The sequence below is a fragment of the Acinetobacter sp. AS23 genome (assembly GCF_023612055.1).
In the GTDB taxonomy this organism is placed as follows: Bacteria; Pseudomonadota; Gammaproteobacteria; order Pseudomonadales; family Moraxellaceae; genus Acinetobacter; species Acinetobacter oleivorans.
On sequence record NZ_CP082274.1, the window covers coordinates 3661802 to 3687119 of the forward strand.

Annotated in this window: 22 protein-coding genes and 3 tRNA genes; 15 read left to right on the forward strand and 10 right to left on the reverse strand. The window is 41.1% G+C overall.

The window, feature by feature from the left end:
* The first annotated feature begins 1 nt into the window (after nucleotide 1).
* The 3 genes from K6I41_RS17325 to K6I41_RS17335 all read left to right on the forward strand — a co-directional run bounded on the left by K6I41_RS17325 (nucleotide 2) and on the right by K6I41_RS17335 (nucleotide 3473).
* Entirely contained in the window at nucleotides 2-1621 is a 1620-nt protein-coding gene (locus K6I41_RS17325; protein WP_004794982.1) for an ABC1 kinase family protein, read from the forward strand.
* A gap of 125 nt (nucleotides 1622-1746) precedes the next feature.
* Nucleotides 1747-3060, forward strand: coding sequence for an FAD-dependent oxidoreductase (locus K6I41_RS17330; RefSeq protein ID WP_151988899.1), 1314 nt, complete (start codon nucleotides 1747-1749; stop codon nucleotides 3058-3060).
* A 26-nt stretch (nucleotides 3061-3086) separates the two neighbouring features.
* Nucleotides 3087-3473, forward strand: coding sequence for a VOC family protein (locus K6I41_RS17335; protein ID WP_013199069.1), 387 nt, complete (start codon nucleotides 3087-3089; stop codon nucleotides 3471-3473).
* A 1-nt stretch (nucleotide 3474) separates the two neighbouring features.
* On the opposite strand, the gene K6I41_RS17340 is transcribed toward K6I41_RS17335, so the two are convergent.
* Nucleotides 3475-3741 (reverse strand): hypothetical protein, encoded by a 267-nt coding sequence (locus tag K6I41_RS17340; RefSeq protein WP_013199070.1) that lies wholly within the window; start codon nucleotides 3739-3741, stop codon nucleotides 3475-3477.
* A 212-nt stretch (nucleotides 3742-3953) separates the two neighbouring features.
* Here K6I41_RS17340 and hisIE point away from each other — a divergent pair, with 212 nt between their 5' ends.
* The 9 genes from hisIE (at nucleotide 3954) to K6I41_RS17385 (ending at nucleotide 14212) form a co-directional block, all read left to right on the forward strand.
* On the forward strand, nucleotides 3954-4721 hold the full coding sequence (gene hisIE, locus K6I41_RS17345) for a bifunctional phosphoribosyl-AMP cyclohydrolase/phosphoribosyl-ATP diphosphatase HisIE (protein WP_250374850.1): 768 nt from the start codon (nucleotides 3954-3956) through the stop codon (nucleotides 4719-4721).
* A gap of 9 nt (nucleotides 4722-4730) precedes the next feature.
* Nucleotides 4731-6233, forward strand: coding sequence for a UvrD-helicase domain-containing protein (locus tag K6I41_RS17350; protein WP_005301860.1), 1503 nt, complete (start codon nucleotides 4731-4733; stop codon nucleotides 6231-6233).
* Nucleotides 6234-6256: 23 nt separating this feature from the next.
* On the forward strand, nucleotides 6257-7648 hold the full coding sequence (locus K6I41_RS17355) for an AAA family ATPase (RefSeq protein ID WP_250374851.1): 1392 nt from the start codon (nucleotides 6257-6259) through the stop codon (nucleotides 7646-7648).
* 316 nt (nucleotides 7649-7964) lie between these two features.
* Nucleotides 7965-10817 (forward strand): monovalent cation/H+ antiporter subunit A, encoded by a 2853-nt coding sequence (locus tag K6I41_RS17360; protein ID WP_013199074.1) that lies wholly within the window; start codon nucleotides 7965-7967, stop codon nucleotides 10815-10817.
* Complete coding sequence (locus K6I41_RS17365) at nucleotides 10814-11182, forward strand: Na+/H+ antiporter subunit C (protein ID WP_003654595.1); 369 nt, start codon at nucleotides 10814-10816, stop codon at nucleotides 11180-11182. Before K6I41_RS17360 ends, K6I41_RS17365 begins: the two co-directional genes overlap by 4 nt.
* The gene (locus K6I41_RS17370) at nucleotides 11182-12993 is read left to right on the forward strand and encodes a monovalent cation/H+ antiporter subunit D (RefSeq protein ID WP_250374852.1); all 1812 of its coding nucleotides are present in this window, start codon (nucleotides 11182-11184) and stop codon (nucleotides 12991-12993) included. The genes K6I41_RS17365 and K6I41_RS17370 overlap by 1 nt, the downstream gene beginning before the upstream one ends.
* 2 nt (nucleotides 12994-12995) lie before the next feature.
* Entirely contained in the window at nucleotides 12996-13523 is a 528-nt protein-coding gene (locus tag K6I41_RS17375; RefSeq protein ID WP_005301847.1) for a Na+/H+ antiporter subunit E, read from the forward strand.
* On the forward strand, nucleotides 13520-13795 hold the full coding sequence (locus tag K6I41_RS17380) for a monovalent cation/H+ antiporter subunit F (protein WP_004795001.1): 276 nt from the start codon (nucleotides 13520-13522) through the stop codon (nucleotides 13793-13795). Before K6I41_RS17375 ends, K6I41_RS17380 begins: the two co-directional genes overlap by 4 nt.
* 12 nt (nucleotides 13796-13807) lie before the next feature.
* Nucleotides 13808-14212, forward strand: a complete 405-nt coding sequence (locus K6I41_RS17385) for a Na+/H+ antiporter subunit G (protein ID WP_013199076.1) — start codon at nucleotides 13808-13810, stop codon at nucleotides 14210-14212.
* A 55-nt stretch (nucleotides 14213-14267) separates the two neighbouring features.
* Here K6I41_RS17385 and K6I41_RS17390 read toward each other — a convergent pair whose 3' ends face one another.
* The 9 genes from K6I41_RS17390 to tpiA form a co-directional block, all read right to left on the reverse strand.
* Nucleotides 14268-14669: a ribosome-binding factor A gene (locus K6I41_RS17390; RefSeq protein ID WP_005301838.1), complete on the reverse strand. Its 402-nt coding sequence runs from the start codon at nucleotides 14667-14669 to the stop codon at nucleotides 14268-14270.
* Entirely contained in the window at nucleotides 14669-17368 is a 2700-nt protein-coding gene (gene infB, locus K6I41_RS17395) for a translation initiation factor IF-2 (RefSeq protein ID WP_005301836.1), read from the reverse strand. The genes K6I41_RS17390 and infB overlap by 1 nt, the downstream gene beginning before the upstream one ends.
* A 10-nt stretch (nucleotides 17369-17378) precedes the next feature.
* Entirely contained in the window at nucleotides 17379-18863 is a 1485-nt protein-coding gene (nusA, locus tag K6I41_RS17400) for a transcription termination factor NusA (RefSeq protein ID WP_003654584.1), read from the reverse strand.
* A gap of 36 nt (nucleotides 18864-18899) precedes the next feature.
* Complete coding sequence (gene rimP, locus K6I41_RS17405; protein ID WP_004795010.1) at nucleotides 18900-19427, reverse strand: ribosome maturation factor RimP; 528 nt, start codon at nucleotides 19425-19427, stop codon at nucleotides 18900-18902.
* 215 nt (nucleotides 19428-19642) lie between these two features.
* A tRNA-Met gene (locus tag K6I41_RS17410) sits at nucleotides 19643-19719 on the reverse strand.
* A gap of 88 nt (nucleotides 19720-19807) precedes the next feature.
* Nucleotides 19808-19884, reverse strand: a tRNA-Met gene (locus tag K6I41_RS17415).
* Between the two features lie 38 nt (nucleotides 19885-19922).
* Nucleotides 19923-20007, reverse strand: a tRNA-Leu gene (locus K6I41_RS17420).
* A 56-nt stretch (nucleotides 20008-20063) separates the two neighbouring features.
* The gene (secG, locus tag K6I41_RS17425) at nucleotides 20064-20393 is read right to left on the reverse strand and encodes a preprotein translocase subunit SecG (protein ID WP_004795012.1); all 330 of its coding nucleotides are present in this window, start codon (nucleotides 20391-20393) and stop codon (nucleotides 20064-20066) included.
* Nucleotides 20394-20405: 12 nt separating this feature from the next.
* Nucleotides 20406-21200: a triose-phosphate isomerase gene (gene tpiA / locus K6I41_RS17430; protein ID WP_250374853.1), complete on the reverse strand. Its 795-nt coding sequence runs from the start codon at nucleotides 21198-21200 to the stop codon at nucleotides 20406-20408.
* A gap of 291 nt (nucleotides 21201-21491) precedes the next feature.
* On the opposite strand from tpiA, the gene pilB reads away from it, so the two are divergent.
* The 3 genes from pilB to K6I41_RS19175 are packed head-to-tail and all read left to right on the forward strand — an operon-like array spanning nucleotide 21492 to nucleotide 25318.
* Nucleotides 21492-23204, forward strand: coding sequence for a type IV-A pilus assembly ATPase PilB (gene pilB / locus K6I41_RS17435; RefSeq protein WP_005301829.1), 1713 nt, complete (start codon nucleotides 21492-21494; stop codon nucleotides 23202-23204).
* Between the two features lie 27 nt (nucleotides 23205-23231).
* Nucleotides 23232-24458, forward strand: a complete 1227-nt coding sequence (locus K6I41_RS17440) for a type II secretion system F family protein (RefSeq protein ID WP_049837982.1) — start codon at nucleotides 23232-23234, stop codon at nucleotides 24456-24458.
* Complete coding sequence (locus K6I41_RS19175) at nucleotides 24458-25318, forward strand: prepilin peptidase (protein ID WP_284453895.1); 861 nt, start codon at nucleotides 24458-24460, stop codon at nucleotides 25316-25318. Before K6I41_RS17440 ends, K6I41_RS19175 begins: the two co-directional genes overlap by 1 nt.

Sequence of the window (25318 nt, forward strand, 5' to 3'; positions counted from 1 at the left end):
TATGATTCCGCACGTTTCACGTTTACTCGAACTTTGGCGTATTGCAGCGCACTATAGACTCGATACGTTGTTCCCTGCGGATGAATTACCAGTTAAAGCTCAACGTGCATTAAGTGTTATTAAAATGCACCCAGCTGCATGGTCTAGTCGCGAACGTAAAAATCCTTTAAAGCTCAAAGAAGCTTTGGAAGAGATGGGACCGCTTGCAATTAAGCTTGGACAATTACTGTCAACTCGACGTGATTTGATTCCACCTGAAATACTCGCTCAATTGGTCTTACTTCAAGATCAGGTAAAACCTTTTGATAGCAATGTTGCCAAACAACGTATTCAAGAATCATTAAAAGCTGACGTAAATACCTTGTTTGCACGATTTGATGACCAGCCATTAGCTGCTGCTTCAATTGCACAAGTTCATACTGCTGCTTTGCACGACGGTCGAGAAGTTGTTGTTAAAGTGACTCGCCCCGACATTCGCAACCAAATTTTGCAAGACTTTGAGATTTTGGCATGGTTAGGCAACACATTAGAAAGTCGCCTTGAAGCTGCTCGTGCCTTACATCTCTCTGAAATTATTCAAGACTACCGCCAGATTATTTTAAATGAGCTGGACTTGAGTATCGAAGCAGACAACACCCGTCGTATGCGCCATTATTTTACTGGCTCAACCATGATGTATGTGCCTGAAGTCTACATGGACACCAAAGATGTCATGGTAGCAGAGCGCATTACAGGTGTTCCTATTTCAGATACGGCAACCTTTGACCGTCTAGGCATGGACCGTGCACAACTTGCAGAAAAAGGATTAACCATTTTCTTTACGCAAGTATTCCGCGATAACTTTTTCCATGCCGACATGCACCCTGGCAATGTCTTTGTAGAAACAATTAATCCAAGCAATCCACGCTTTATTGCACTCGACTGTGCAATTATGGGTGAGTTGTCTAAGCATGACCAGATGACCATTGCCCGCATGTTGCTTGCTGTAATGAACAGCAACTTTATGCAGCTCATTCAAATTGTGCATCAAGCTGGTTGGATTCCACCGGGTACAGACCAAGATGCGCTATCGCGTGAAATGCGCCGCACGGTTGGGCCAATGGTGTCTAAACCAATGGATCAACTTGATTTTGCTGGCATCTTGATTCAAGTAATGGATATTGCCCGTCGCTTCCATTTAGAGATTCCACCGCAACTCATGTTGTTGCTAAAGACTTTAGTGCATGTCGAAGGTCTAGGTACCGATCTTTACCCGCAGCTCGACATCTGGAAATTAGCAAAACCAATTTTGACTGAATGGGTTAAAGCCAACATGAACCCAGTCAAAAATATAAAAGAGTTAGGACAGCAACTACCTGACCTGCTTTTAGGTGCTCAAGATTTCCCAAGCTTAATTGTTGATAGTTTAAATGGTTTAAAAAATCAGTCTGCTTGGCAAGACCGTCAGTTACGCGAAATGCAGCAACTTCGTTTGCAAATGGAACATCAACAACGCCGCAGTTGGATGTTCGGTAGTAGCATGCTGATTTTATTGACCATCGCGATTATTAGTCCTTGGTTTGTTTCTATTATTTTAATTGTGCTAAGCAGTTTATTAGCGCTTTGGCGTATATTGAAATAAGTTTTAAATCCCTTGCCCACGCAAGGGATTTTTTATGTGAAAACTTTTAATTTTCAAAAAAAATTATAGATCAGCTATTCGTTGATTGCTAAATTGAATCTATAAATGCATCAAAAGAACAAACAATGAAAACACCTCATTTTGCGATTATCGGTGCCGGTACCGCAGGTTTAGCCACTGCAATTTTGCTCGCCCGTGAAGGTAATGACGTTACTATTTTTGAACAAGTTGATGAGTTATCTCCAGTAGGCGCTGGTTTATTACTACAACCTGCAGGCTTAGCAGTATTTGAACATTTAGGGGTGCTCGATAAAGCTCTGCCATTGGGTGCAAAAGTAACGGGCTTAGAAGGACAACTTCCCAACAAGCGTCTTTTAGTCAACAGCCACTATCACGAAGCATCCGCAAATCTTTATGGCCTAGGTATACACCGAGCCACTTTATGTCATGTACTCACTCAAAAACTTAGTGAATATTCGAGCCAAATTACTTGGTGTATGAACCATTCTGTTGAGAGTTTTGAAGAACATAATAATGAAGTTCGACTATTCGGAACTCATCAAAATCAAAAGTTTGATGCTCGGTTTGACTCCGTCCTTATTGTGAATGGTGCTCGTAGCCAATTACGCCCCAAAGCATGGGTCAAAGTTGATCAAGCCTACCCTTGGGGCGCTGCGTGGAGTATCGTGCCTGAGTGCCAAGTACTCGACTCTGAAATTCTGCATCAATTTTATGATCGCTCGAAAATCATGATGGGGATTCTTCCTACAGGAGCGATTCCAACAGAACCTCAACAGCGCCTTTCAAGTATCTTCTGGAGCTTACCTACCCCACAATTACAAAGCTTCTTGCAAGATGAGCAAGCTAAACAAACTTGGTTAAAGCAAGTCTCAGAGCGATGGCCCAAAGTTGCAGAATGGCTAAAAGAGATTTTATACGACAGTCAAACTCAGCCTAAATGGCTATCTGCAAACTACCGTGATGTCGTCATGACTCAATTTGGTCAAGGCAGAATTGGAGTGATTGGCGATGCCGCTCACGCGATGAGTCCTCAGTTAGGACAAGGGGCCAATATGGCATTATTGGATGCTTGGGCTTTCTCTCAATCGTTGCAACATGCCCAAAAGAATCAAAATATTGATTGGCCCCTGCTCTGGCAGCACTACCACCAGCTTCGCCACTCATCTACTCAGTTTTATCAATTTCTTAGTCGCTTACTGACACCCCTTTATCAATCTGACCATTGGTGGGCTGGAGGCTTAAGAGATTTAGTTTTCCCTTGGATGTATCAAATCCCCTATTTTCGAAAAGAAATGGCAATCACGATTTCGGGATTAAAGACTGGTCCATTTCAGCAAATTGATTATGATCAAGTCGCTCAAACGCCTAGAGAAAGCCGTGCTTTCAATTTAAAAAACGAATCTTTGTCTGACTATTAACCCAACTAAATGATAGTGAACAACACATGAAAATTAGCCATCTTGATCATCTTGTTTTAACCGTCTCAAATATTGAAATTACCTGTAATTTCTATCAAACCGTATTAGGGTTTGAGGTCATCACTTTTAAAGGTGATAGAAAGGCTCTACAGTTTGGAAATCAAAAAATAAATTTACACCAGCAAGGTAACGAGTTTGAACCTAAGGCATTACAGCCAACTCCTGGATCTGCCGACCTGTGTTTTATTTCAGAAACTCCCATTTCCGAAGTGATTGCGCATCTTAATCAATTAAATATTACAATTGAGGAAGGCCCCATTGAACGTACGGGTGCGGCGCACCCTATTCTTTCAGTTTATATTCGCGATCCAGATCAAAATTTGATTGAGATTTCAAATAACATAAAGTTATAAGTCATTTATAGTTTGCAGGGATATTTTGTAATTGTTTTTCAATATCCCAATCTTTGGGTTTCTCTTTTGATGTCCACCAATTAGCACCTGCCTCCAACCATTTCTTGCGGTACGTTTTTACAGATGCTTTAGTATAATCCTCATATCCAAATTCAACACCACAACAATCACAAATGTCAAAGTTTGGATTTTCCCCATCTTCACCCCATGGTTCTTCAGGTTGTATAAGCCCACATATTCGACAAGCAAAATTTTCTATTTTTTCCAAAATTTATTTTCCTAAGTTATGCAAGACGATTAAATAATTTTATAATAACGATAACTTCGCAAATCAAAATTAATTTGAACAACTCTTAAATTACAATTTACTCATAACGATCTTATAGACAAATCATATAACCGATTTTTTATACAACAAGCATAGCCAACCCTAAGCACAAGCGCTACACTAGCTGCTTTCCACCCAATGGATTTCCACTCATGTCAAACTGGTTAGATGAAGTTAAATTTGATTCCAATGGTCTTATCCCTGCCATTGCTCAACATCATCAAACCGGACGTATTTTGATGGTGGCGTGGATGAACCGTGAAGCACTCGCGCTCACAGCAGAAAAAAATCAGGCTGTTTACTTCTCTCGCTCTCGCCAAAAACTTTGGCACAAGGGTGAAGAATCAGGCCATTTCCAAACTGTTTATGAAATTCGTCTGGACTGTGACGGCGACGTAATTATTCTACAAATTGAACAACACGGTGGTATTGCATGCCATACGGGTCGTGAGTCTTGTTTCTATCGTAAACTCACACCACAGGGTTGGGAAATTGTCGATACACAATTAAAAGACCCTACTGCAATTTATGGTGACAAAGCTAAAACTGAAAGCCACGATCATGCTCACACCACAGAACAAGTCGATGTACTTGCTCACTTAGGGCAATTGATGCAAGAGCGTAAGCAAGCTGAAGCTGATACTTCATATGTTGCAAGCCTCTACAAAAAAGGTATCAATAAAATCTTAGAAAAAGTGGGTGAAGAAAGTGTAGAAGCAATTATTGCTGCTAAAGATTTTGCTGCACAGGATTCAGAAGCTCACTTAAACGATCTCGTTTATGAAACAGCAGATTTGTGGTTCCATACTATTGTGATGTTGGGTTATTTCGATCTTAATCCACAACTTATTATTGACGAATTAGCTCGTCGTCAGGGTTTATCTGGTTTAGTTGAAAAAGCTAACCGCAACAAGGTTTAAAATCACTCAGTGTCGAATATTGAAAAACCTAAAGCCACCTATGAGCAAGCCATTGCCATAGATAACGCACGTCTTGGGCAATCATTTAAAGTGATTGCCTATGCTGGCACAGGTAAAACCACCACTTTACAAATGATTAGCGATGCCATGCCTGAACGCCGTGGTATGTATCTAGCATTTAACAAAGCTATTGCTGGTGAAGCACAAAACAAATTCCATCGTAATGTAGACTGCCGTACTTTTCACTCGCTCGCTTTTCGGAGCGTGCCGCGCGGTGTGACTGATAAATTACGCTTGCCTCGTTTAAGTCCAAGTTTTATTGCTAAAGAATATCGATTAGAACCCATTACGCTGCGACGTATGATGGGTGGGCGTTATGAAAAATATGTCTTAATGCCAAGTCGTCTAGCGAGCCTTGTCGCTAATGCTGTCAGCTATTTTTGCTCGACCAGCTCGCAATACCCTGCTCCTCGACATATTCAAGCGCCCAACTGGTTGCATCCAGACGATATTATCGAATTACAAAATCACCTTTACCCTGCTGTGGAGCGACGTTGGTTAGAGTCGATTGACCAAAACCATCAAGCTGGTATTGGACATGATATTTATCTCAAACTTTGGGCATTGTCTGAGCCAAACATTCCTACTGACTACGTATTATTTGATGAAGCACAAGATGCTGACCCACTAATGCTAGGCATTCTGCTTCGCCAAAAAAATACTCAAGTTATTTATGTCGGTGATGCACATCAACAAATCTACGCTTGGCGTGGTGCAATTAATGCCATGCAACAATTGCCCTTGCCAGAATCTCGGTTAACCACTTCTTTTCGTTTTGGCGAAACGATTGCCGATGTGGCCAATGCACTGCTTGGCGGTTTAAATGAAACTGTTCCCTTACTTGGTAATCCAAACCAGAAATCAAGCGTAGTGAATAAACCGCATACCAAAATGCGTGACGCGATTTTATGCCGCACCAATGCTCGTGCAATGGAACTTTTACTGGCAGGCTTAGTTCACGGCGATAAAGTGAGTTTGCAGGCGGATCATCAAAAGCTAAACCGTTTTGTAGATGCCGCAAGCCTTTTAAAACAAGGCAAACGAGTTACTGACGTTCCTGAATTGGCATGGTTTAACTCCTGGCACGATGTTCATGAATACTGTGAAACCAATGAAGGAAGTGACATTAAACCATTGGTTAAACTGGTTGATGATCACGGTACAGACCCACTAAAAAAAGCACTTGCAAAGATTACTCCACTTGAGCAAGCTGATTATGTCATCTCCACAGCTCATAAAGCGAAAGGGCTAGAATGGAATCGCGTTCATATTGAAGATGACTATCAATTTAAAATTAATGGCTTAGAACACAAGATTAGTGATGAAGAGTTAAGATTACTTTACGTTGCCTGTACTCGTGCTAAAGTAAGTCTAAATATCCATCATCTTTATGATCTGATACAACAATTAAAACTAAGGGCGCCTTTAAGTCTTCGTCAATCGGTTGGTTGAAGCGCTCATAATTAGGTGAGCCTATGCAACTTGAATCTATCCAATTTAAACATATTGCTCTGTTTCACGATCTTAAAATACAGTTTCAATATGAAAAACAGCCGATTACCTTAATTTTAGGTGAACAAGCAACGGGTAAAAGTATGTTGCTCAAACATACTTACCATGCTCTAACTTGGTTCCCTGCCCGTTTTAAAGATTTACGTAGTCCCGGTATTGTTATGCCTGACCAAGACATTACTCAATCGCGTCTACAGTCAAAAATCGAAGTGACCCTTCAAGTTCCACCAGAAATTGGCTCTTTGCCAGAAAGTACTTCTGCACAAGAGGTAGATTCTTCACTGTGTAGCTGGAAACTTTTTAAAACCCTAAATTCAAGTGGCATTGGAATCAGCCAAGTTGAAACTCAGCAACTTGACCAAACTATGGCCCTTTATCAACAAGTCATCAAAAAAGATCCATTACAAGGGTTACCCTTAATCGCTTACTACCCAACCGAGCGATTTGTAAATGATATTAATCTGCTCAATAAAAATTTACCCGGCATCACTCAAGCCATTTCAGCCTATGATATTAGTCCAGTTCCGTTCACAACCTTCACTCGTTTTTTTGAATGGTTACGTGAAATTAGTGATATCGAAAATGCTCAAGCTGCACATCTAGTACAACGCATTAAATCTAAACAATCAGATCCACAAGATCAGACAGAACTATTAAATGAGCTTCAAAAAGAGTTATCTGGGCAGCCTAAACAGCTCACCGCACCTAACCTCTACGCTCTTAAAAATGCATTAAATATTGTTTTGCCTGAGCTCAAAGACTTATATTTACAATATCAGCCTAGGCTTCAACTTATGGCTGATTATGATGGCCAAACCCTACCTTTTCATCAACTTTCCAACACTACAAAAACATGGATTGCTTTAGTAGGCGATATTGCCCGCAGGCTCTGTTTACTCAATCCGCTAAGCCTAAATCCTTGCCTTGAAGGTGAAGGAATTTTATTGATTGATCAAATTGATGCGCAACTTGATGCACAGCATTGTTCAGAAATTTTAAACAAACTCCATCAGGCATTTCCACGCTTACAAATTATTGCAACTGGAAGTCGTGAAGAGTTATTAGAACATGCCTCGGCTTATCAATGTTTAAAATTAGAGCATGGTAAAATTAGCCATCTTGATTTAAATACCACCAAACAACAGCTTGAACACATCTATACATTACTCCAAAGAAGTGAGTCATTAGTTCCACATATAGAAGCACAGCTTCCAAGTTTAATAGACCCTACTCCCTCTCCAGCACAGGTTGATGTTTTATTTCAGCAAATTCAGGGCTTAAATGAACAACAAAAAAACGAATTGCTACGCATGATTCATGCAGGAGACACACCAGAAGAAAGTCCTTCTGTTTAAATTTTATAATCAATCGGCTCTCTTTTTATAATTAAAAAGTAGAGTCACAAAATATATGGTTAAGTCAGGTTTTTTAGCTTTAAAAATAACTAGATGTTGTTACTACATGTAATAACATCAGATTTTTACTGCTTTTTTAGTGTACAATAAATTTCATTTTGCGTTTTTATTCTTCAAGTTGCGCAATACAACTTGTTTCTCGCTTTATTTTCTAATTTGGTTGGGTTTTCAGAATAACAAAGTCTTGGAACTCTCTTTGAATTCCTATCTATTCTGAAATTAAAAATTCACCTTTAGGTTTCGGCCTAAATCACATATGGATACGAGTGTGCTACCGATAATTATCTTATTACCGTTAATATTAGGCACCACCCTTGTTTCATTGCTTCAACGGTTCTCGCGTGGAGTAACGGCTTTAGGGGCAATTGGAGTCAGTTTAACCAGTTTTGGTTTATTACTGACTCAAGCTAAAACTGTGCTTGGTGGTGCAAGCATTCAACAAAGCTGGGATTGGTTACCTCAACTAGGAATTAATCTAAGCTTCAGACTCGATGCTCTTGGTTTACTATTTTCTTTACTTATTACCGGTATCGGTACCCTCATTTATATATACGCCTATTACTATCTTGGCCCTAAAAACTCTTTAAGCAAACTCTATGCTTTACTCATGCTGTTTATGGCAGCAATGCTGGGAATTTCGCTCTCTAATAATCTTATTATTTTATTAGTCTTTTGGGAGCTCACCAGTATTTCATCTTTCTTATTAGTGGGTTACTGGAGTCATTATGAAGCTGCGCAACGCGGCTCTCGAATGGCGCTCACTATTACAGGAATGGGTGGTTTGGCGTTATTGGGTGGATTTGTTCTATTAGGGCAAATCACAGGAACCTATGAAATTAGTGACATCATGGGGATGAAAGACGCCATTCAAGCCCATGCTCTATTTATTCCAATGCTATTGCTTATTTTGCTTGGTGCATTTACGAAGAGTGCTCAGTTTCCATTTCATTTTTGGTTACCTAACGCAATGGCAGCACCAACACCGGTATCTGCCTACCTACACTCTGCGACCATGGTAAAAGCCGGGATTTTTCTACTTGCCCGCTTACTGCCAATTTTTGTAGGCGCTGCGATCTATCACAATATTGTGACATTTATCGGCCTGTTTACACTTTGCATGGCCGCATGTTTTGCCATTTTTAAAGAAGATTTAAAAGGACTGTTAGCCTATTCAACGATTAGTCATTTAGGGCTCATTGTTTGTTTACTTGGTATCGGTTCGCCTTTAGCAGTTGCTGCTGCTATTTTTCATATTATTAACCATGCAACATTTAAAGCTGCACTCTTTATGATTGCAGGGATCATTGACCATGAAACGGGTACACGTGATCTTCGAAAACTCAGTGGTATTTGGCAATTACTTCCTTTCACTGCCACATTAACCATGATCACCGCTGCCTCTATGGCAGGTGTACCACTCACCAATGGCTTTATTTCTAAAGAGATGTTCTTTACCGAGCTATTGGCGAATCTTTCTGGTTCAGCAGTTATTTTTGCCAGCATCATTGCAACGCTTGCTGGTATTTTTGCAGTGAGTTATTCAATTCGCTTAGTACACGGCGTGTTTTTTGATGGTCCAATTGGTAAGCAAGTGCCAAATAAAGATGCACATGAACCGCCTATGGGCATGCGCGCACCAGCCCTTCTTCTTGCTGTGCTATGTATCTTGGTCGGTGTTTTACCTTCTTTGTTGGTAGAACCACTAGTAAATAGCGTAACCAGAGCAAGCTTGATGCAACCAGAGTTTGCAGGAACTCATCTTGCGATTTGGCACGGATTCAATGCTCCTCTTGTGATGAGTATTATTGCTTTAGTCGGCGGCTCACTGTTCTATTTTGCTTTGGCAAAAGATGGCATGATTCGTAAAATTGACCTTGACCCACGTCTTGGTAGATTACAAGGCCGCATTTTATTTGATTTATTTTTAAAACATCTGTTGCTTACAAGCCGAAAAATCAAACAAAAAACTGAAAATGGCTCACTGCAAAGTTACTTGTTCTTGATCATTGCTTTTAGCGTCATCATGGTCACTATGCCTCTACTTAATCAAGGACTCACTACAGGCACACGTGAACTTACCCATGCCCCATGGATTGCCATCGTTCTATGGCTAACCCTGTTCTCAGGTTGCTGGATGATGCTGTGGTTCCATCATGAGCGTATTAAAGCAGTCCTTATTAGTGGTGCAATTGGTTTAGTGGTAACAATGGTGTTTGTTACCATGTCAGCACCAGATTTAGCACTGACTCAAATTACCGTGGATGTTGTAACCACTGTTCTTCTATTAATGAGTTTATCTTTACTTCCACAGCTAACCCCGTATGAATCTCTTCGCTCTAGACGTTTAAGAGATGCTGCTTTAGCGATTATTGGAGGCTTAGGAATAGGCTGGATCGCGTGGCTCATTTTAACCCGTGATCATAATTCGATTTCATGGTTCTTTGCGCAGCAGTCTTTACCACTAGGTGGTGGCTCAAATATTGTAAATGTCATTTTAGTTGACTTCCGTGGTTTCGATACCTTTGGTGAAATTACGGTACTAGGCATTGCTGCTATTGGTTCACTTTGCCTCATGGATGGTATGCGTGTACATGGTACAACCATAACCCAAGGTCTCACCTACCGTTTTAATCCATCTCCACTCATGTTCCGTATTACAGCTTCTTGGGTATTACCATTGGCGCTTGTCGTGAGTGTTTATATCTTTATGCGAGGCCATAACTATCCAGGTGGTGGATTTATTGCAGGTCTAATCACCTCAATGGCGTTAATCATTCAATATATTGCGCTAGGTCAAGACCAGACAGAACAATTACTTAAAGCAAAATCAGGTCGTCTTTACGAAGTGTGGATTGGTTCAGGTTTAACTATTGCTGGGCTTACTGGTGTAGCTGCATGGTTCTGGTTACGCCCATTCCTAACTAGTGCGCACGTCTATGTTGAATTACCAATTTTAGGAAAACTACATTTGGCTTCGGCTGCGAGTTTTGACTTAGGGGTTTATATCACCGTGGTTGGTGCAACGATGTTGCTCATCTCGGTATTGGGAGACTCTCGCCACTCAAGTATGTCTGGTCCTGTAGTACCACATCGGGAGGAATCATCATGATCAGTTTAGAATTCTTATTGGCTTCTGCGATTGGTTTACTTGTTGCCACAGGTATTTATCTGATTTTACGTGCTCGTACTTTCCCTGTCGTGCTTGGATTAGCTGTAATTGGCTATGCTGTAAACCTATTTTTATTTGCGATGGGCCGATTACAAATTAGCTCACCCGCGATTTTAACCGAGACAACAAAAATAACCGATCCACTTCCTCAAGCACTGGTGTTAACAGCCATTGTGATCGGTTTTGCAACCACCGCTTTTATTGTACAACTGGCACTGCGTAGCCGTTATGAATCAGGTAGTGATCATGTTGATGCTAAAGAAGACATCTCTCCAACATACGACCCACGTGAGGATGAGCCGTAATGTTTGATTTTTTATCTTTCTGGCAAGAACATGCGCCGATTTTTAGCATTCTCATTCCGGCATTCACTGCTTTTATCTTATTACTGCTAGGCAACCCAGGTGCAGGTGCTTTAAAAGATGACTGGCGACAACCATGGCGTCGTGGCATTAGTCTTGTTTCCGCAATTGCTGGATTAATTACTGCAATTGTATATTTAAGCTTTGCAAGCACAGGCCAAATTACCACTTACCAGCTGAGTGAATGGTCAGCACCGTTTGGTATTGTGCTCGTATTAGATCGTCTTTCTGCTTTTATGCTGGTACTGACCTACGCGTTAGTCGCTCCAGTTCTATGGTATGCAAGCGACAATTGGGATACTCGTGGTCGCTATTTCCATGCCATGGTGCATTTCTTATTAATGGGTATCTGCGGAGCATTTTTAACAGGCGATTTATTTAACCTTTTCGTCTTTTTTGAGATCTTGTTGATGGCTTCGTATGTTTTGCTTTTACATGGGCAAGGCAAACCACGTTTTCAGCTTGGCGTTCACTATGTCATTATCAATCTTCTAGCCTCTGCCCTATTCTTAATCGGCCTTGGTATGATTTATGGCAGTGTAGGCAGCCTCAACATGGCGGATGTTTCACGCCTTATTCCGACACTTGAAGCAGATCAACACAAATTAGCCGTAGCAGGCGCCCTGCTTTTATTTGTAGTGTTTGGCATTAAAGCAGCGATGCTTCCTGTAGGTTTTTGGCTACCAAAAACTTATGCTGTTGCAAGTACACCTGTGGCTGCAATTTTCACCATTATGACCAAGGTCGGGATCTATTCGATTTTGCGTGTAAATGGAACAGTATTTGACGATGCGCTTAGCCAAGAAATCTTAAAAAGCTGGTTACTTCCGATTGGTTTGATTACTTCACTTTACGGTGTGATTGCAGCAATTGGAGCAGATCGTTTACGTCGCTTTGTCGGCTTTATGGTACTTTCTTCAATTGGTACATTGCTCACAGCAATTGCCATGTCAAATACTCAAGCATGGTCTGGTGCTTTGTATTACTTAGTGCACAGTACGCTAATTGGCGCGGCCTTTTATCTATTTTGTGGATGGATAACTTCACAACGTGGAGATTTTAAAGATCATTTAAAAGTTGCCCCAAGAATCAAACAAGAAAAAGCGGCTATGGTGACTTATTTCTTGATTGCCATGATGCTCGCGGGTTTACCACCTTTTAGTGGTTTTCTTGGAAAGGTATTTATTTTACAAGCGACAGTCGAAGCCAGCTATCAAGGTTGGATCATTGGTGTTGTGCTTGTTGTGAGCCTATTAAGTATTATTGCTCTAACGCGAGTTGGTTTTATCTTGTTCTGGCGAGCAACACCACCAGAGGAAGATCCAATTCATCCGGCTTATATTCTTTATCGAGCATTACCAGAACGAGCACCACCACGTAATGATCAAGTGATTTATGTGTTACTTGCTGGCTTAATCGCTTATGTCGTCTTTGCTGCACCTATTCAGCATTACACATTAAGTACTGCCCAGCAGATTCAAGACCATGCACTTTACCAACACACTATTCTTAAAGTAGATAAAAATGGTGAAACTATCAGCGTACAACCATTTGACCCTGCTTACCTACCAGAAACTAAATATGGTGGTGAGGTTGAAGATCATAATGCTTACCTCGTTCCAGATATTATTTCGAAAGATACCTTCAATGGTGAACATATTTCGGAATATAAACTTCGACAAATTCAGCAACAGGACAAACTACAAACGCCTACCATTGTTGATGAAAGTCAATTGAAACCTATGGAGCCATAAAAATGCAGTTATCTCATTTGCTTGAACGCTGGTTTCCACATCCATTTGTTTCCGTTCTTATCATTTTATTTTGGCTGATGCTTTCACATAGTCTTGATGCTAGTGACATTCTGACGGCAGTACTGTTAGGTTTAATTATTCCTCGTTTAGTTAAACCGTTTATCACCCGTACACCGCATATTCACTGGAAACCAGCTATTAAATTATGCTTTGTGGTTCTTTGGGATATTGTCATTTCTAACTTTCGGGTGGCAAAGCTTGTTTTGGGACCTACCAAAAATTTACATCCTAAATGGTATCGTGTGCCATTAGAAACGGAACATGAGCAGGTTAATACTTTACTGGCAATGATCATTACCACAACACCAGGTACGGTTTCTGCGGGTATTGATCAGGAACGTGGAGATATTCTGGTTCATGCGTTGAGCACGGATAATACCGAATCTGATATTGAAGACATCAAACAACGTTATGAAATTCCACTTATGGAAATTTTTGATGTAAAAAGCAAAACGGAGGCAAGTGCATGACCATCCTACCCTATGCTCTAGGTATTAGCTCAATTGCCATTACGATTTCTATGCTACTTTGCCTCTTCAGATTGGTCATAGGCCCATCAATTGTAGATCGGCTTTTAGCACTTGATACTCTCTTCTTAAATGCAACTTGCCTCATTGTTGTTTTAGGCATTTATTGGATGACGACCTCTTTATTTGAAGGAGCCTTACTGGTTGCAATGCTAGGTTTCGTATCTACAGCAGCCTTAGCACGTTACTTCACAACCGGTCATGTAATCGATTAAGGAGGGATCAAAATGCAATTTACAATGGAAATTATTGTTTCGGTCTTTCTAGTTTTTGGTGCTTTCTTTATGTTAGTCGGCTCGATTGGTATGGTGCGCTTGCCTGACTTATTCATGCGCTTACATGCCCCCACAAAATCGAGTACGTTAGGATTAGGCAGTTTTTTGATTGCATCTATGATCTTTTTTGCTTTTCAAGGCCGCTTTGGTTTTGCCGAGCTACTGATCACACTTTTAGCTTTTATTACCGCACCGGTTTCAGCAAATTTAATTGCTCAAGCTGCGCTACATTTACGTTTGCGCTCATTGAGTGGAGAAGTTCCTGAGTCAATTGAACGTCCCTTGCCGTGGGATCGTTATAAAATTGGACAGCGTTTCTCGCAAAATAAGCCTCCTATGGACCCTCCTAAAGACTAGGAAAAAGTCCACCAATAAAAAAGCCACCCGAAGGTGGCTTTTTTATTTTTTTACATTACTGTTCTTCGTCTGAATCGCGTTTCGGTAAATCATTTACCGCTTTTTCGATCAAACCAAACATATAGTTACCATAAGCATTCGTCTTGTCATAATGGAAACGCAATCTCGGCGTAATACGTGTCTTGATACGACGGCTCAATTCATGACGCAAGAAACCAGAAGCTTTATTTAATACATCTAAAGTTTCTTTATTTGCTGCTTCACTTTGCTCATCGCCAAGCTCACGTCCCATTACGGTGACATAAACTTCAGCATAACCCATGTCTGCACTGACTTTCACCGCAGAGATGGTCACTAGACCACCTAAGCGAGGATCTTTAAGCTCTTGACGAATCAGCTCAGACAACTCGCGTTGAACTGAATCCGCCATGCGCTTTAAGCGTTGGCTACCCGCCATTAAAGACTCCGTTTAATCAATTGAACATCATAGACTTCAATTTTATCTTTCACTTTGATGTCTTTATAACCTTTCACCGCAAGACCACATTCCATACCGGCACGAACTTCTTCAACCACTTCTTTATAGCGACGAAGAGATTCAAGCTCACCTTGGAACACAACCACGTCATCACGTAATACGCGAATCGGTTTATTACGATGCAATACACCTTCAAGTACCATACAGCCTGCTGCTGCACCAAACTTACTTGAGTGGAATACTTCACGTACTTCAGCAACACCCAAGATAGTTTCACGATGTTCAGGAGCAAGTTTACCGCTCATGGCATCTTTCACATCATCAATTAATTCATAGATGATGCTGTAGTAACGAATATCGATACCGTCTTGGTCACTTCTCTGACGAGCAGTCGTATCAGCACGAACGTTAAAGCCTAACAATACAGCTTCTGAAGATTCAGCAAGAATTACATCAGACTCAGTAATCGCGCCAACACCCGAACTAATTACACGAACTTTTACTTCATCAGTAGATAATTCATGTAAAGCTGCATTCAATGCTTCTAAAGTACCACGTACGTCTGTTCTTAAAACAACATTCACTGTAGGAACATCTTTTTTGCCCATTGACGACATGATATTTTCAAGGCGCATTGCGCTTTGACGATCAATACGTTTTTGACGTTCACGGTCAGCACGAGCATCAGCAACTTCACGCGCTTTCTTCTCGTCATTTACAACAAGAACTTCATCACCTGCCATTGGAGCATCTGGAAGACCCAGAATTTCTACTGGAATAGATGGTCCTGCTGATTTAATCGGCTTACCATTTTCATCAGACATTGCACGGACACGACCATATGACGAACCTGCAAGAACGAGGTCACCAATGTTTAATGTACCGTTTTGAACAAGAATAGAAGTTACTGCACCACGGCCTTTATCAACACGCGCTTCAATAACAACACCTTGTGCAGCACCTTCAGCAGATGCTTTTAATTCCATCAATTCTGATTGAATAAGAATTAAGTCAAGGAGTTCATCAATACCTTGTCCACTGTGTGCAGAAACCTTAGCAATCGGAACATCACCACCCCATTCTTCTGGAACGATTTGTTTCGTTGTTAATTCATTTAACACACGGTCTGGATCAGCAGATTCTTTATCCATTTTGTTGATTGCAACAATAATTGGAGTTCCTGCTGCACGCGCATGGTCAATTGCTTCTGCAGTTTGTGGCATTACACCGTCATCTGCCGCAACAACTAATACCACGATATCCGTTGCTTTAGCACCACGTGCACGCATTGAAGTAAACGCAGCATGTCCCGGTGTATCAAGGAATGTAATGATTCCTTTGTCTGTTTCAACGTGATATGCACCAATATGCTGGGTAATACCACCTGCTTCACCTGCCGCCACTTTCGAACGACGGATACGGTCAAGCAATGATGTTTTACCATGGTCAACGTGACCCATAATGGTAACAACTGGCGGACGAGTTGTTTGCTCACCACGAGCTTCTTCAGCCGCTTCAAGCAAGTTATCTTCAGCTTGAGTATCAGAAACTAAAACAGGGTTATGGCCCATTTCTTCAACAACAAGTGCTGCTGTATCTTGGTCAATAGCTTGTTCCTGATTAACCAACTCACCCATTTTCATAAGTGTTTTGATAACTTCACGTACTTTAATCGCCATTTTTTGAGCAAGATCGGCAACAACAATGCTTGAACCGATTTCTACATCATAAACTTGCTTTTTAACTGGTTTTTCAAATCCATGCTTATTAGCTTGGCTTGATTTTAAACCACGTTTGTTATGGTTAACAAAGCTTTGCTCTTCTTGACCACGACGACCACCTTTTTTACCCGCACGAGGGTTAGTGGTTGCGCCACCGCGTTTAATTTCACGGTCTTCCTGCTTGAAAGAATCTTCATAAGCTTGGCCTACTAGACCTGAAGCAAGTGGAGAATCATCAATTACACGAATTGTGGTAGTAGCTTCGTCACTTGAATACTTAGACGCCATTTTGCGCATTTGTTCAAGTGTACGTTGCTGAGCTTCTTCAGCCGCTTTACGACGCGCAGCTTCTTCAGTTGCTTTCAACTGAGCTGTTTGTGCTTCACGAGCTTTCTTTTGCTCTAATGTTTCTGCTGGTTTTGGTGCAGGTTTTACTGTACCACCACCACGTTTTTTCACTACTACAGCAGCTTTAGGAGCTGTCTGAGCAGCGCTATCTTGTTGATGAGCAGCACGCATCGCATCTAAAGTTGCTTTTGCTTTTTGCTCTGTTTGAAGACGCGCGTTTTGCTGTGCAGTGTCACGCGTTTGCTGTTCTACACGTGCTTTAGCTTCAGCTTCTGCACGTGCTTTAGCTTCAGCTGCAATTTGTTCAGGGTTTGGTTTAGCAAAAACCTGTTTTTTACGTACTTCTACGTTAATTGTTTTTGCCTTACCTGAAGTACTTGCAACTTTAGCGGTACTGGTTGTTTTACGTTTCAACGCAATTTTTCCTGTGTTACCACTTTCCTGACCATGCACTTTTTTCAAATGATTGACTAAAGTATCCTGTTGTTCAGTGGTAATAATGTCGTCTGCTGTACGTTGAGGCAAACCTGCTTCACGAGCCTGTTCTAGGAGCTTCTCAACAGGACGTTCTACACTGAGAGCTAACTCTTTAATCGACTTGTCCGTCATATTTCATCTCCTAGTTAAACCATGATTCGCGAGCTTTCATGATCAATTGACCTGCTTTTTCATGATCAAGTCCTTCAATATCAGAGATATCGTCAGTAGCTTGATCTGCCAAATCATCGACAGTAATAATACCGCGAGCGGCAAGCGAGTAAGCGATCTCAGAAGTCATGCCTTCCATAGTGAGAAGGTCTGCGCTCGGTTCTTGAATATTTTCTTGCTGTTTCAAAGCATCAGTAAGTGCTGCTTCTTTTGCACGACTTTGCAATAACTCAACCAATTCAGCATCAAGCTCAATTTCGTCAAAAGTTTCAGCTGGAACATAAGCAATCTCTTCTAAAGAGGTAAAGCCCATTTCCACCAATGCCATTGCTAAATCTTCTTCAATATCGAGACGTGATACAAACATATCAAGATATTGCTGAGCTTCATTTTGCTGACGAGCACGATACTCTTCTTCAAGCATCATGTCGAGTTTGTAGCCAGTTAAATCAGAAGCCAAGCGAACATTTTGACCTTGTGAGCCAATCGCGCGAGCCAATTGATCGCTGGTTGCAAAAATAATATCGGCACTTCTTGCATCTTCATCAAGCACGATGCCTGAAACATCAGCTGGTTCTAATGCACTTGCAATGTACTGAGCTGGATCATCAGACCAGACCACTACATCAATACGTTCACCGTTTAACTCTTGTTGTACTGCTTGAATACGTGTACCACGCATACCAATACATGCACCTACAGGGTCAATACGATGGTCATTTGTTTTCACTGCAATTTTAGCACGAACGCCTGGTTGACGTGCCGCTGCTTTAATTTCAATAATTTCTTCAGAAATCTCAGGAATTTCTTTTTTCATTAAAGCAATTAACATTTCAGGCTTAGCGCGTGATAACAACAACTGAGCGCCACGACCTTCACGGTTCACATTGTATAAAATAGCGTTCATACGTTGTTTCGGGCGAAGAATTTCTTTAGGAATCATTTCTTCGCGCGCAAGATAAGCTTCAGCGTTGTCGCCTAAATCAATAATAAAGCCGTCTTTGGTTTGTTTTTTCACTTCACCGTAAATTAACTCACCAACTTTAGACTCGTATGCATCAGCAACTAAAGCACGCTCAGCTTCACGAATTTTTTGTACGATAACTTGTTTTGCAATTTGTGCAGCGATACGACCAAACTCAATAGATTCCACTTCGAGTTCACGAACATCACCAATTGACCATTTAGATGGGTCAAGGTCAGAAATCGCATCTTGGCAAGCTGGCATTTCATGATCTTCATCTGCCACAACAGTCCATTGACGGAATGTACTGTAATCACCAGTTTTACGATCAATTTCTACACGAAGCTGAGCTTCTTCAGCATGCGTACCTTCGTAAAATCTTTTCTTCGTTGCAGCAACTAGAGCTTGTTCTAAAGCCTCGAAGATCGCTTCACGACTAACACCTTTTTCATTACTAACCGTTTCAACAACGGTAAGAATTTCGCGGCCCATAAGTCACCTACCGATTTCTTATAAAATTTAATAAATTTAATCTTGATAGATCAAGTTTGCTTTATCGATATTGTTGCTGTCGATCTCAAGCACGTGCTTCCCATCAACTTCAACCTGAATTTCTTCATTTTCAAGGTCTACTGCAATAAGCTTTGCTTGAAATTTACGACGGTTTTCTACTGCTGCAATCAAACGCAAAGCAATTTGTTGTCCGATGTAGCCTTGTAACTGTTCTAGTTGAAAAAATGGACGATCCCAACCTGGTGAAGAAACTTCTAATGAATACTCACCTGAAATTGGATCATGAACATCCAACATTGCGCCAACTTGTTGTGTTACACGCACACAATCTTGTACACCAATACCACGGCCTAGTTCTACTTCACCATCTTCATTAAGTACTGGCTCAGCATCTTCTTCACTTACCGCTTTGTCGATATAAATACGCAATAATGAACGTTTACCTTGTGGGAGAAACTCGATTCCCCAAAGGTCGACACCACATGCTTGTACTGCAGGAACAATTAAGTCATGCAATGCTTGGGATTTATTTGATAATTTCATTTACTCTCGTCATTCTCGTGCGATTCAATCGGTTGTTTTAACCGACACAGACCTACTATAGTGAAGCATGACTATTTGACCAATTGATGTCGAAACTACACGATAGCGATACGATAACCAATAAAAAAGGGCGTTAATCGCCCCTATGTAGCACAGAAAACAATAGTCCACTGTGCAAAAAGGCCCACTTGTCTGTGAGCCTCTTTTAAGAAACTTGGTAGCGGGAGCTGGATTTGAACCAACGACCTTCGGGTTATGAGCCCGACGAGCTACCAGACTGCTCCATCCCGCATCAACGTGCAAAAATTATATACAAATATCAAATAAAGTCAATGTAAACTTTCTAGATACTGTCTGATTAAGTTGCACCTTAATCAATTTGGTAGCGGGAGCTGGATTTGAACCAACGACCTTCGGGTTATGAGCCCGACGAGCTACCAGACTGCTCCATCCCGCATCAAAAAACTGCTTGCACTCAACTTTCTGGTTCAAAGTTGGTGCGGAAGGGGGGACTTGAACCCCCACGCCCGAAGGCACTACCACCTCAAGGTAGCGTGTCTACCAATTCCACCACCACCGCAGCTTGTGGGACGCATTCTAGTCCTTCCAATTATAAAAGGAAAGCCCTATTTCGAATTATTGACCCGTTTTTGGTGCATTTGGTGAAGTTTCAGGCGATGTTGTTTGAATTGGTGCTGTTGTTTGTACAGATTTCAAACTATATGCCTCAGTAGTCTGTTTTTTTGCAAAAACAGCCAAGGTTAAACTCGTCACAAAAAACAGTGCCGTTAAAATAGCAGTAAGGCGAGTAAGGAAATTAGCTGAACCCGATGCGCCAAATACGGTTGCTGCTCCGCCGCCACCGAAAGAAGCACCAGCATCCGCACCTTTACCGTGTTGGACTAGAATCAAGCCAATCATCAGTACCGCTAAAATAATATGTACGATCAGTACAAAAGAGTGCATACCCTATCCTCGTTATTTACTTTGTGCAAAGGCATGTACGATTTGGTAAAAAGATACTGCATTTAACGAAGCACCTCCAACCAACGCGCCATTAATATCTGGACATGCTGCCAACTCGACTGCATTCTCAGCTTTTACACTACCGCCATATAAAATCGCAATGTCTGGACCCGCAGAAGTAATCTGACTTAAACCTTCACGGATTTTAGCATGCATTGCCTGTGCATCTTGTGGTGAAGCAGTTTTACCTGTACCAATTGCCCAGATTGGCTCATAAGCAATTACAATTTGCTTTTGCCATTGCTCTGCAGTCACCACAGGAGCTATATCACAGATTTGTTGCAATACAACCTGCTCTGCCAAATCTTGTTCACGTTGTTCGAGACTTTCACCCACACAATAAATGACAGTTAAGCCTGCATTTAAAGAATTTTGGAGTTTTGCCTTCAAAATTTCAACGTTATCACCTAACAAATCACGGCGTTCAGAGTGACCCACCAATACAAAATTAATTTGGCTATCTTTTAATAATTCTGCACTGACTTCACCAGTATAGGCGCCTGTACCTGCTACACGTGATACATCTTGTGCAACTGTATATACTGTTTTTGCAGCATCTTGCAATTGTGTTTGTACCATTGCAAGTGCAATAGAAACCGGAGCAACTCCGACATGGCAGCTTTCATCTGCAATTTCGTTTTGTTGCAATAGTTGTTTAAATTCTTCTATAAGTTGTTTGGCATTGGCACGCATTGGGTTCATTTTCCAGTTGCCAACCACCCAAGGCGTAATCGTCGAACCCGACATACGGCTCACCTTTCATCAAAAATGCAGCACATTCTACACGCATTTCTACAAATTTCAGATACTTTTCTTTAACGGCTTTGCTCATATCTTTTCTACTATTTAAAAACAGTCATAAAACTTTATTAAGACTAAAGCTCCGCGTTTTAAAAATTAATGAATAAAAACTTCGACTGGTTCAAGCTTTAATATATGGATCAAGACGAGAGCATCATTTTCTCAGGTAGTAATTTTAGATAACAAAAGTATAATTTTTTATATACCAATTATAAACATATGAGCACAGGTAGGCAGATGTCAGTCATACATACATCTCCAAAATTTTCGGGGTTTTTTCGACGATTAGTCGAAGAAAAACATGTGTCGGCAGCGACCATGCAAGCAGCACTAGATGCAGCAAAAAGAGCTAAACAGGATACTGTTGCGTACCTGATTGAAGAGGTTAATCTCTCCCCTTCTTTATTAGCTGAGACAATTTCTATTGAATTTGCTGAACCATATTTTGATCTGGACGTTTACGATACCAGCCAGATTCCTAAAGATTTGGTCGACCAGAAACTGATTTTAAAACATCGGATCTTGCCTCTCGTACAAAGAGGACAGATTTTATATGTTGCAACCAGTAATCCCAGCAATATTGATGCTATTGATGCTATTCGCTTCAACAGCAAGCTTATGGTTGAGCCAGTTATTGTCGAGCACCATAAACTCGAGAAAATTCTGGTACAGCAATTTACTGAAGAAAGTAATTTCGAGTTTAGTGATGAAGAGTTTGATCTAGATGTAGATCTTGATACCTCAACTGCTCCAGAAGAAGATGAGGATACTCCGCAAGGCGATGAAGCACCTATTGTTAAATATATTAACAAGTTATTGATTGATGCGATTCGTATGGGGGCTTCTGATTTACATTTCGAACCTTATGAAAAATCGTATCGGGTCCGTTATCGGGTGGATGGCGTTTTGCGTCAAATTGCAAATCCACCTCTGCAACTGGCTAATCGTTTGGCTTCACGCTTAAAAGTGATGTCTCAAATGGACATTTCTGAAAAGCGTGTCCCTCAAGATGGTCGTATCAAGCTCAAGCTATCAAAATCTAAAGCAATTGATTTTCGTGTGAACTCTCTTCCGACCTTATTTGGTGAAAAGCTAGTTCTACGTATTCTCGATCCATCGAGTGCTATGCTGGGAATTGATGCTCTAGGATATGAAGAAGAGCAAAAAGCGCTCTTTATGGAAGCATTAGATAAGCCACAAGGTATGCTTTTAATCACAGGTCCGACAGGTTCTGGTAAGACTGTATCTTTATATACAGGCCTCAATATCTTAAATACTGAAAGTTCTAATATTTCTACTGCCGAAGATCCAGTCGAAATTAACCTTGAAGGCATTAATCAGGTTAACGTGAACCCTAAGGTAGGTCTGACTTTTTCAGCTGCACTTAAGTCATTTTTACGTCAGGACCCTGACATTATTATGGTCGGTGAGATTCGTGATTTAGAAACAGCTGAAATCGCGATTAAAGCGGCTCAGACAGGTCATATGGTGATGTCCACGCTACATACCAACAGTGCGCCTGAAACACTGACTCGTCTACGCAATATGGGGGTTCCGTCTTTCAATATTGCGACATCGGTCAATCTGGTCATTGCTCAGCGTTTGGCACGTCGACTATGTTCTCAATGTAAAGTACCTACTGACATTCCTAAACAAAGCCTATTGGAAATGGGTTTTACCGAACAAGATCTGACACATCCCGATTTTCAAGTTTTTCAACCAGTCGGTTGTCCAGAATGTCGTGAGGGTTACAAAGGTCGAGTTGGTATTTATGAAGTAATGAAAGTCACACCTGAGATTTCCAAGATTATTATGGAAGATGGCAATGCTTTAGAAATCGCTGCCGCTTCTGAAAAACTGGGGTTTAATAATCTACGTCGCTCAGGTTTAAAGAAAGTTATGCAAGGTGTGACTTCTTTACAAGAAGTCAATCGCGTAACCAGTGAATAAAAGACAATTTAAAATAAGGATAATGTCATGACTGTCAAAAAGGCACAATTGATGCCGACTTTTGCTTATGATGGGGTTGACCGTAAAGGTGTAAAAATTAAGGGGGAACTTCCGGCTAAAAATATGGCTTTAGCCAAAGTCACCCTACGCAAGCAAGGTGTAACTGTTCGTAATATTCGGGAAAAGCGTAAAAATATTCTTGAAGGTTTATTTAAGAAAAAAGTATCAACGCTCGATATCACGATTTTCACGCGACAACTTGCAACTATGATGAAAGCTGGTGTCCCACTGGTACAAGGCTTTGAAATTGTGGCAGAAGGTCTAGAAAACCCAGCTATGCGCGAGGTGGTACTGGGTATTAAAGGTGAAGTTGAAGGTGGTAGTACTTTTGCCTCAGCTTTAAGAAAGTATCCTCAGCACTTCGACAAACTGTTTTGCTCTCTTGTAGAGTCTGGCGAACAGTCTGGTGCGCTTGAAACCATGCTGGACCGCGTGGCAATTTACAAAGAAAAGAGTGAATTGCTTAAGCAGAAAATTAAGAAAGCTATGAAATATCCAGCAACGGTTATTGTGGTTGCTGTGGTTGTTACCATTATTTTGATGGTTAAAGTAGTTCCCGTCTTCCAAGATCTGTTTTCTTCCTTTGGCGCAGATCTACCTGCTTTTACACAAATGGTCGTAAATATGTCGAAATGGATGCAGGAATACTGGTTCATTCTGATTATTGTGATCGGTGCAATCATTGCCGCATTTTTGGAAGCTAAAAAGCGCAGTAAAAAATTCCGTGATGGTTTAGACAAACTTACCCTGAAACTACCTATCTTTGGTGATCTGGTTTATAAGGCGATTATTGCCCGTTACAGCCGTACTTTAGCAACAACTTTTGCAGCTGGTGTTCCTCTCATCGATGCGCTTGAATCAACGGCTGGTGCAACCAACAATGTCATTTACGAACAAGCCGTCATGAAAATTCGTGAAGATGTTGCAACAGGACAACAACTCCAATTTGCGATGCGCGTTTCAAATCGTTTTCCATCTATGGCTATACAAATGGTCGCAATTGGTGAAGAATCTGGTGCACTAGACAGTATGCTCGATAAAGTTGCAACGTACTATGAGAATGAAGTTGATAATGCCGTTGATGGTTTAACTTCAATGATGGAACCTTTAATTATGGCAATTTTAGGGGTACTTGTAGGCGGTCTGGTGATTGCTATGTATCTTCCAATTTTCCAAATGGGCTCAGTTGTATAATGCAAGAAATTATTGCTTATTTTATTCAAAACTTAACTGCACTTTATATTACAGTTGCATTATTGAGCCTATGTATTGGTAGCTTTCTGAATGTGGTGATTTATCGCACCCCAAAAATGATGGAACAAGATTGGCAACAAGAATGTCAAATGCTACTCGACCCTGAACAACCAATCATTGATCATGAAAAACTGACATTAAGCAAGCCTGCCTCATCATGTCCAGAGTGCCATCAGCCCATCCGTTGGTATCAAAATATTCCTGTCATTAGTTGGTTGGTTTTAAAAGGTAAATGTGGCCATTGCCAGCATCCAATCAGTATTCGCTATCCAGCGATTGAACTATTAACAATGGCATGTTCACTGGTTGTGGTCATGGTGTTTGGTCCAACCATTCAAATGCTTTTCGGGCTAGTCCTGACTTGGGTCCTGATTGCCCTCACCTTTATAGACTTTGATACTCAGCTGCTACCTGACCGTTTCACCCTACCTTTAGCTGCGCTTGGTTTGGGCATTAACACCTTTAATATTTACACCTCACCTAACTCAGCCATTTGGGGTTACCTGATTGGTTTTTTATGTCTTTGGATTGTGTATTACTTATTTAAAGTGATTACAGGCAAAGAAGGCATGGGCTACGGCGACTTTAAATTGCTTGCCGCATTAGGCGCGTGGATGGGGCCATTGATGCTGCCATTAATTGTGTTATTGTCATCTTTACTCGGTGCAATTATTGGCATCATTTTATTAAAATTACGCAATGACAATCAGCCCTTTGCCTTTGGGCCCTACATTGCCATTGCAGGTTGGGTTGCCTTTCTATGGGGTGACCAGATTATGAAAATCTATTTGGGAGGTTAA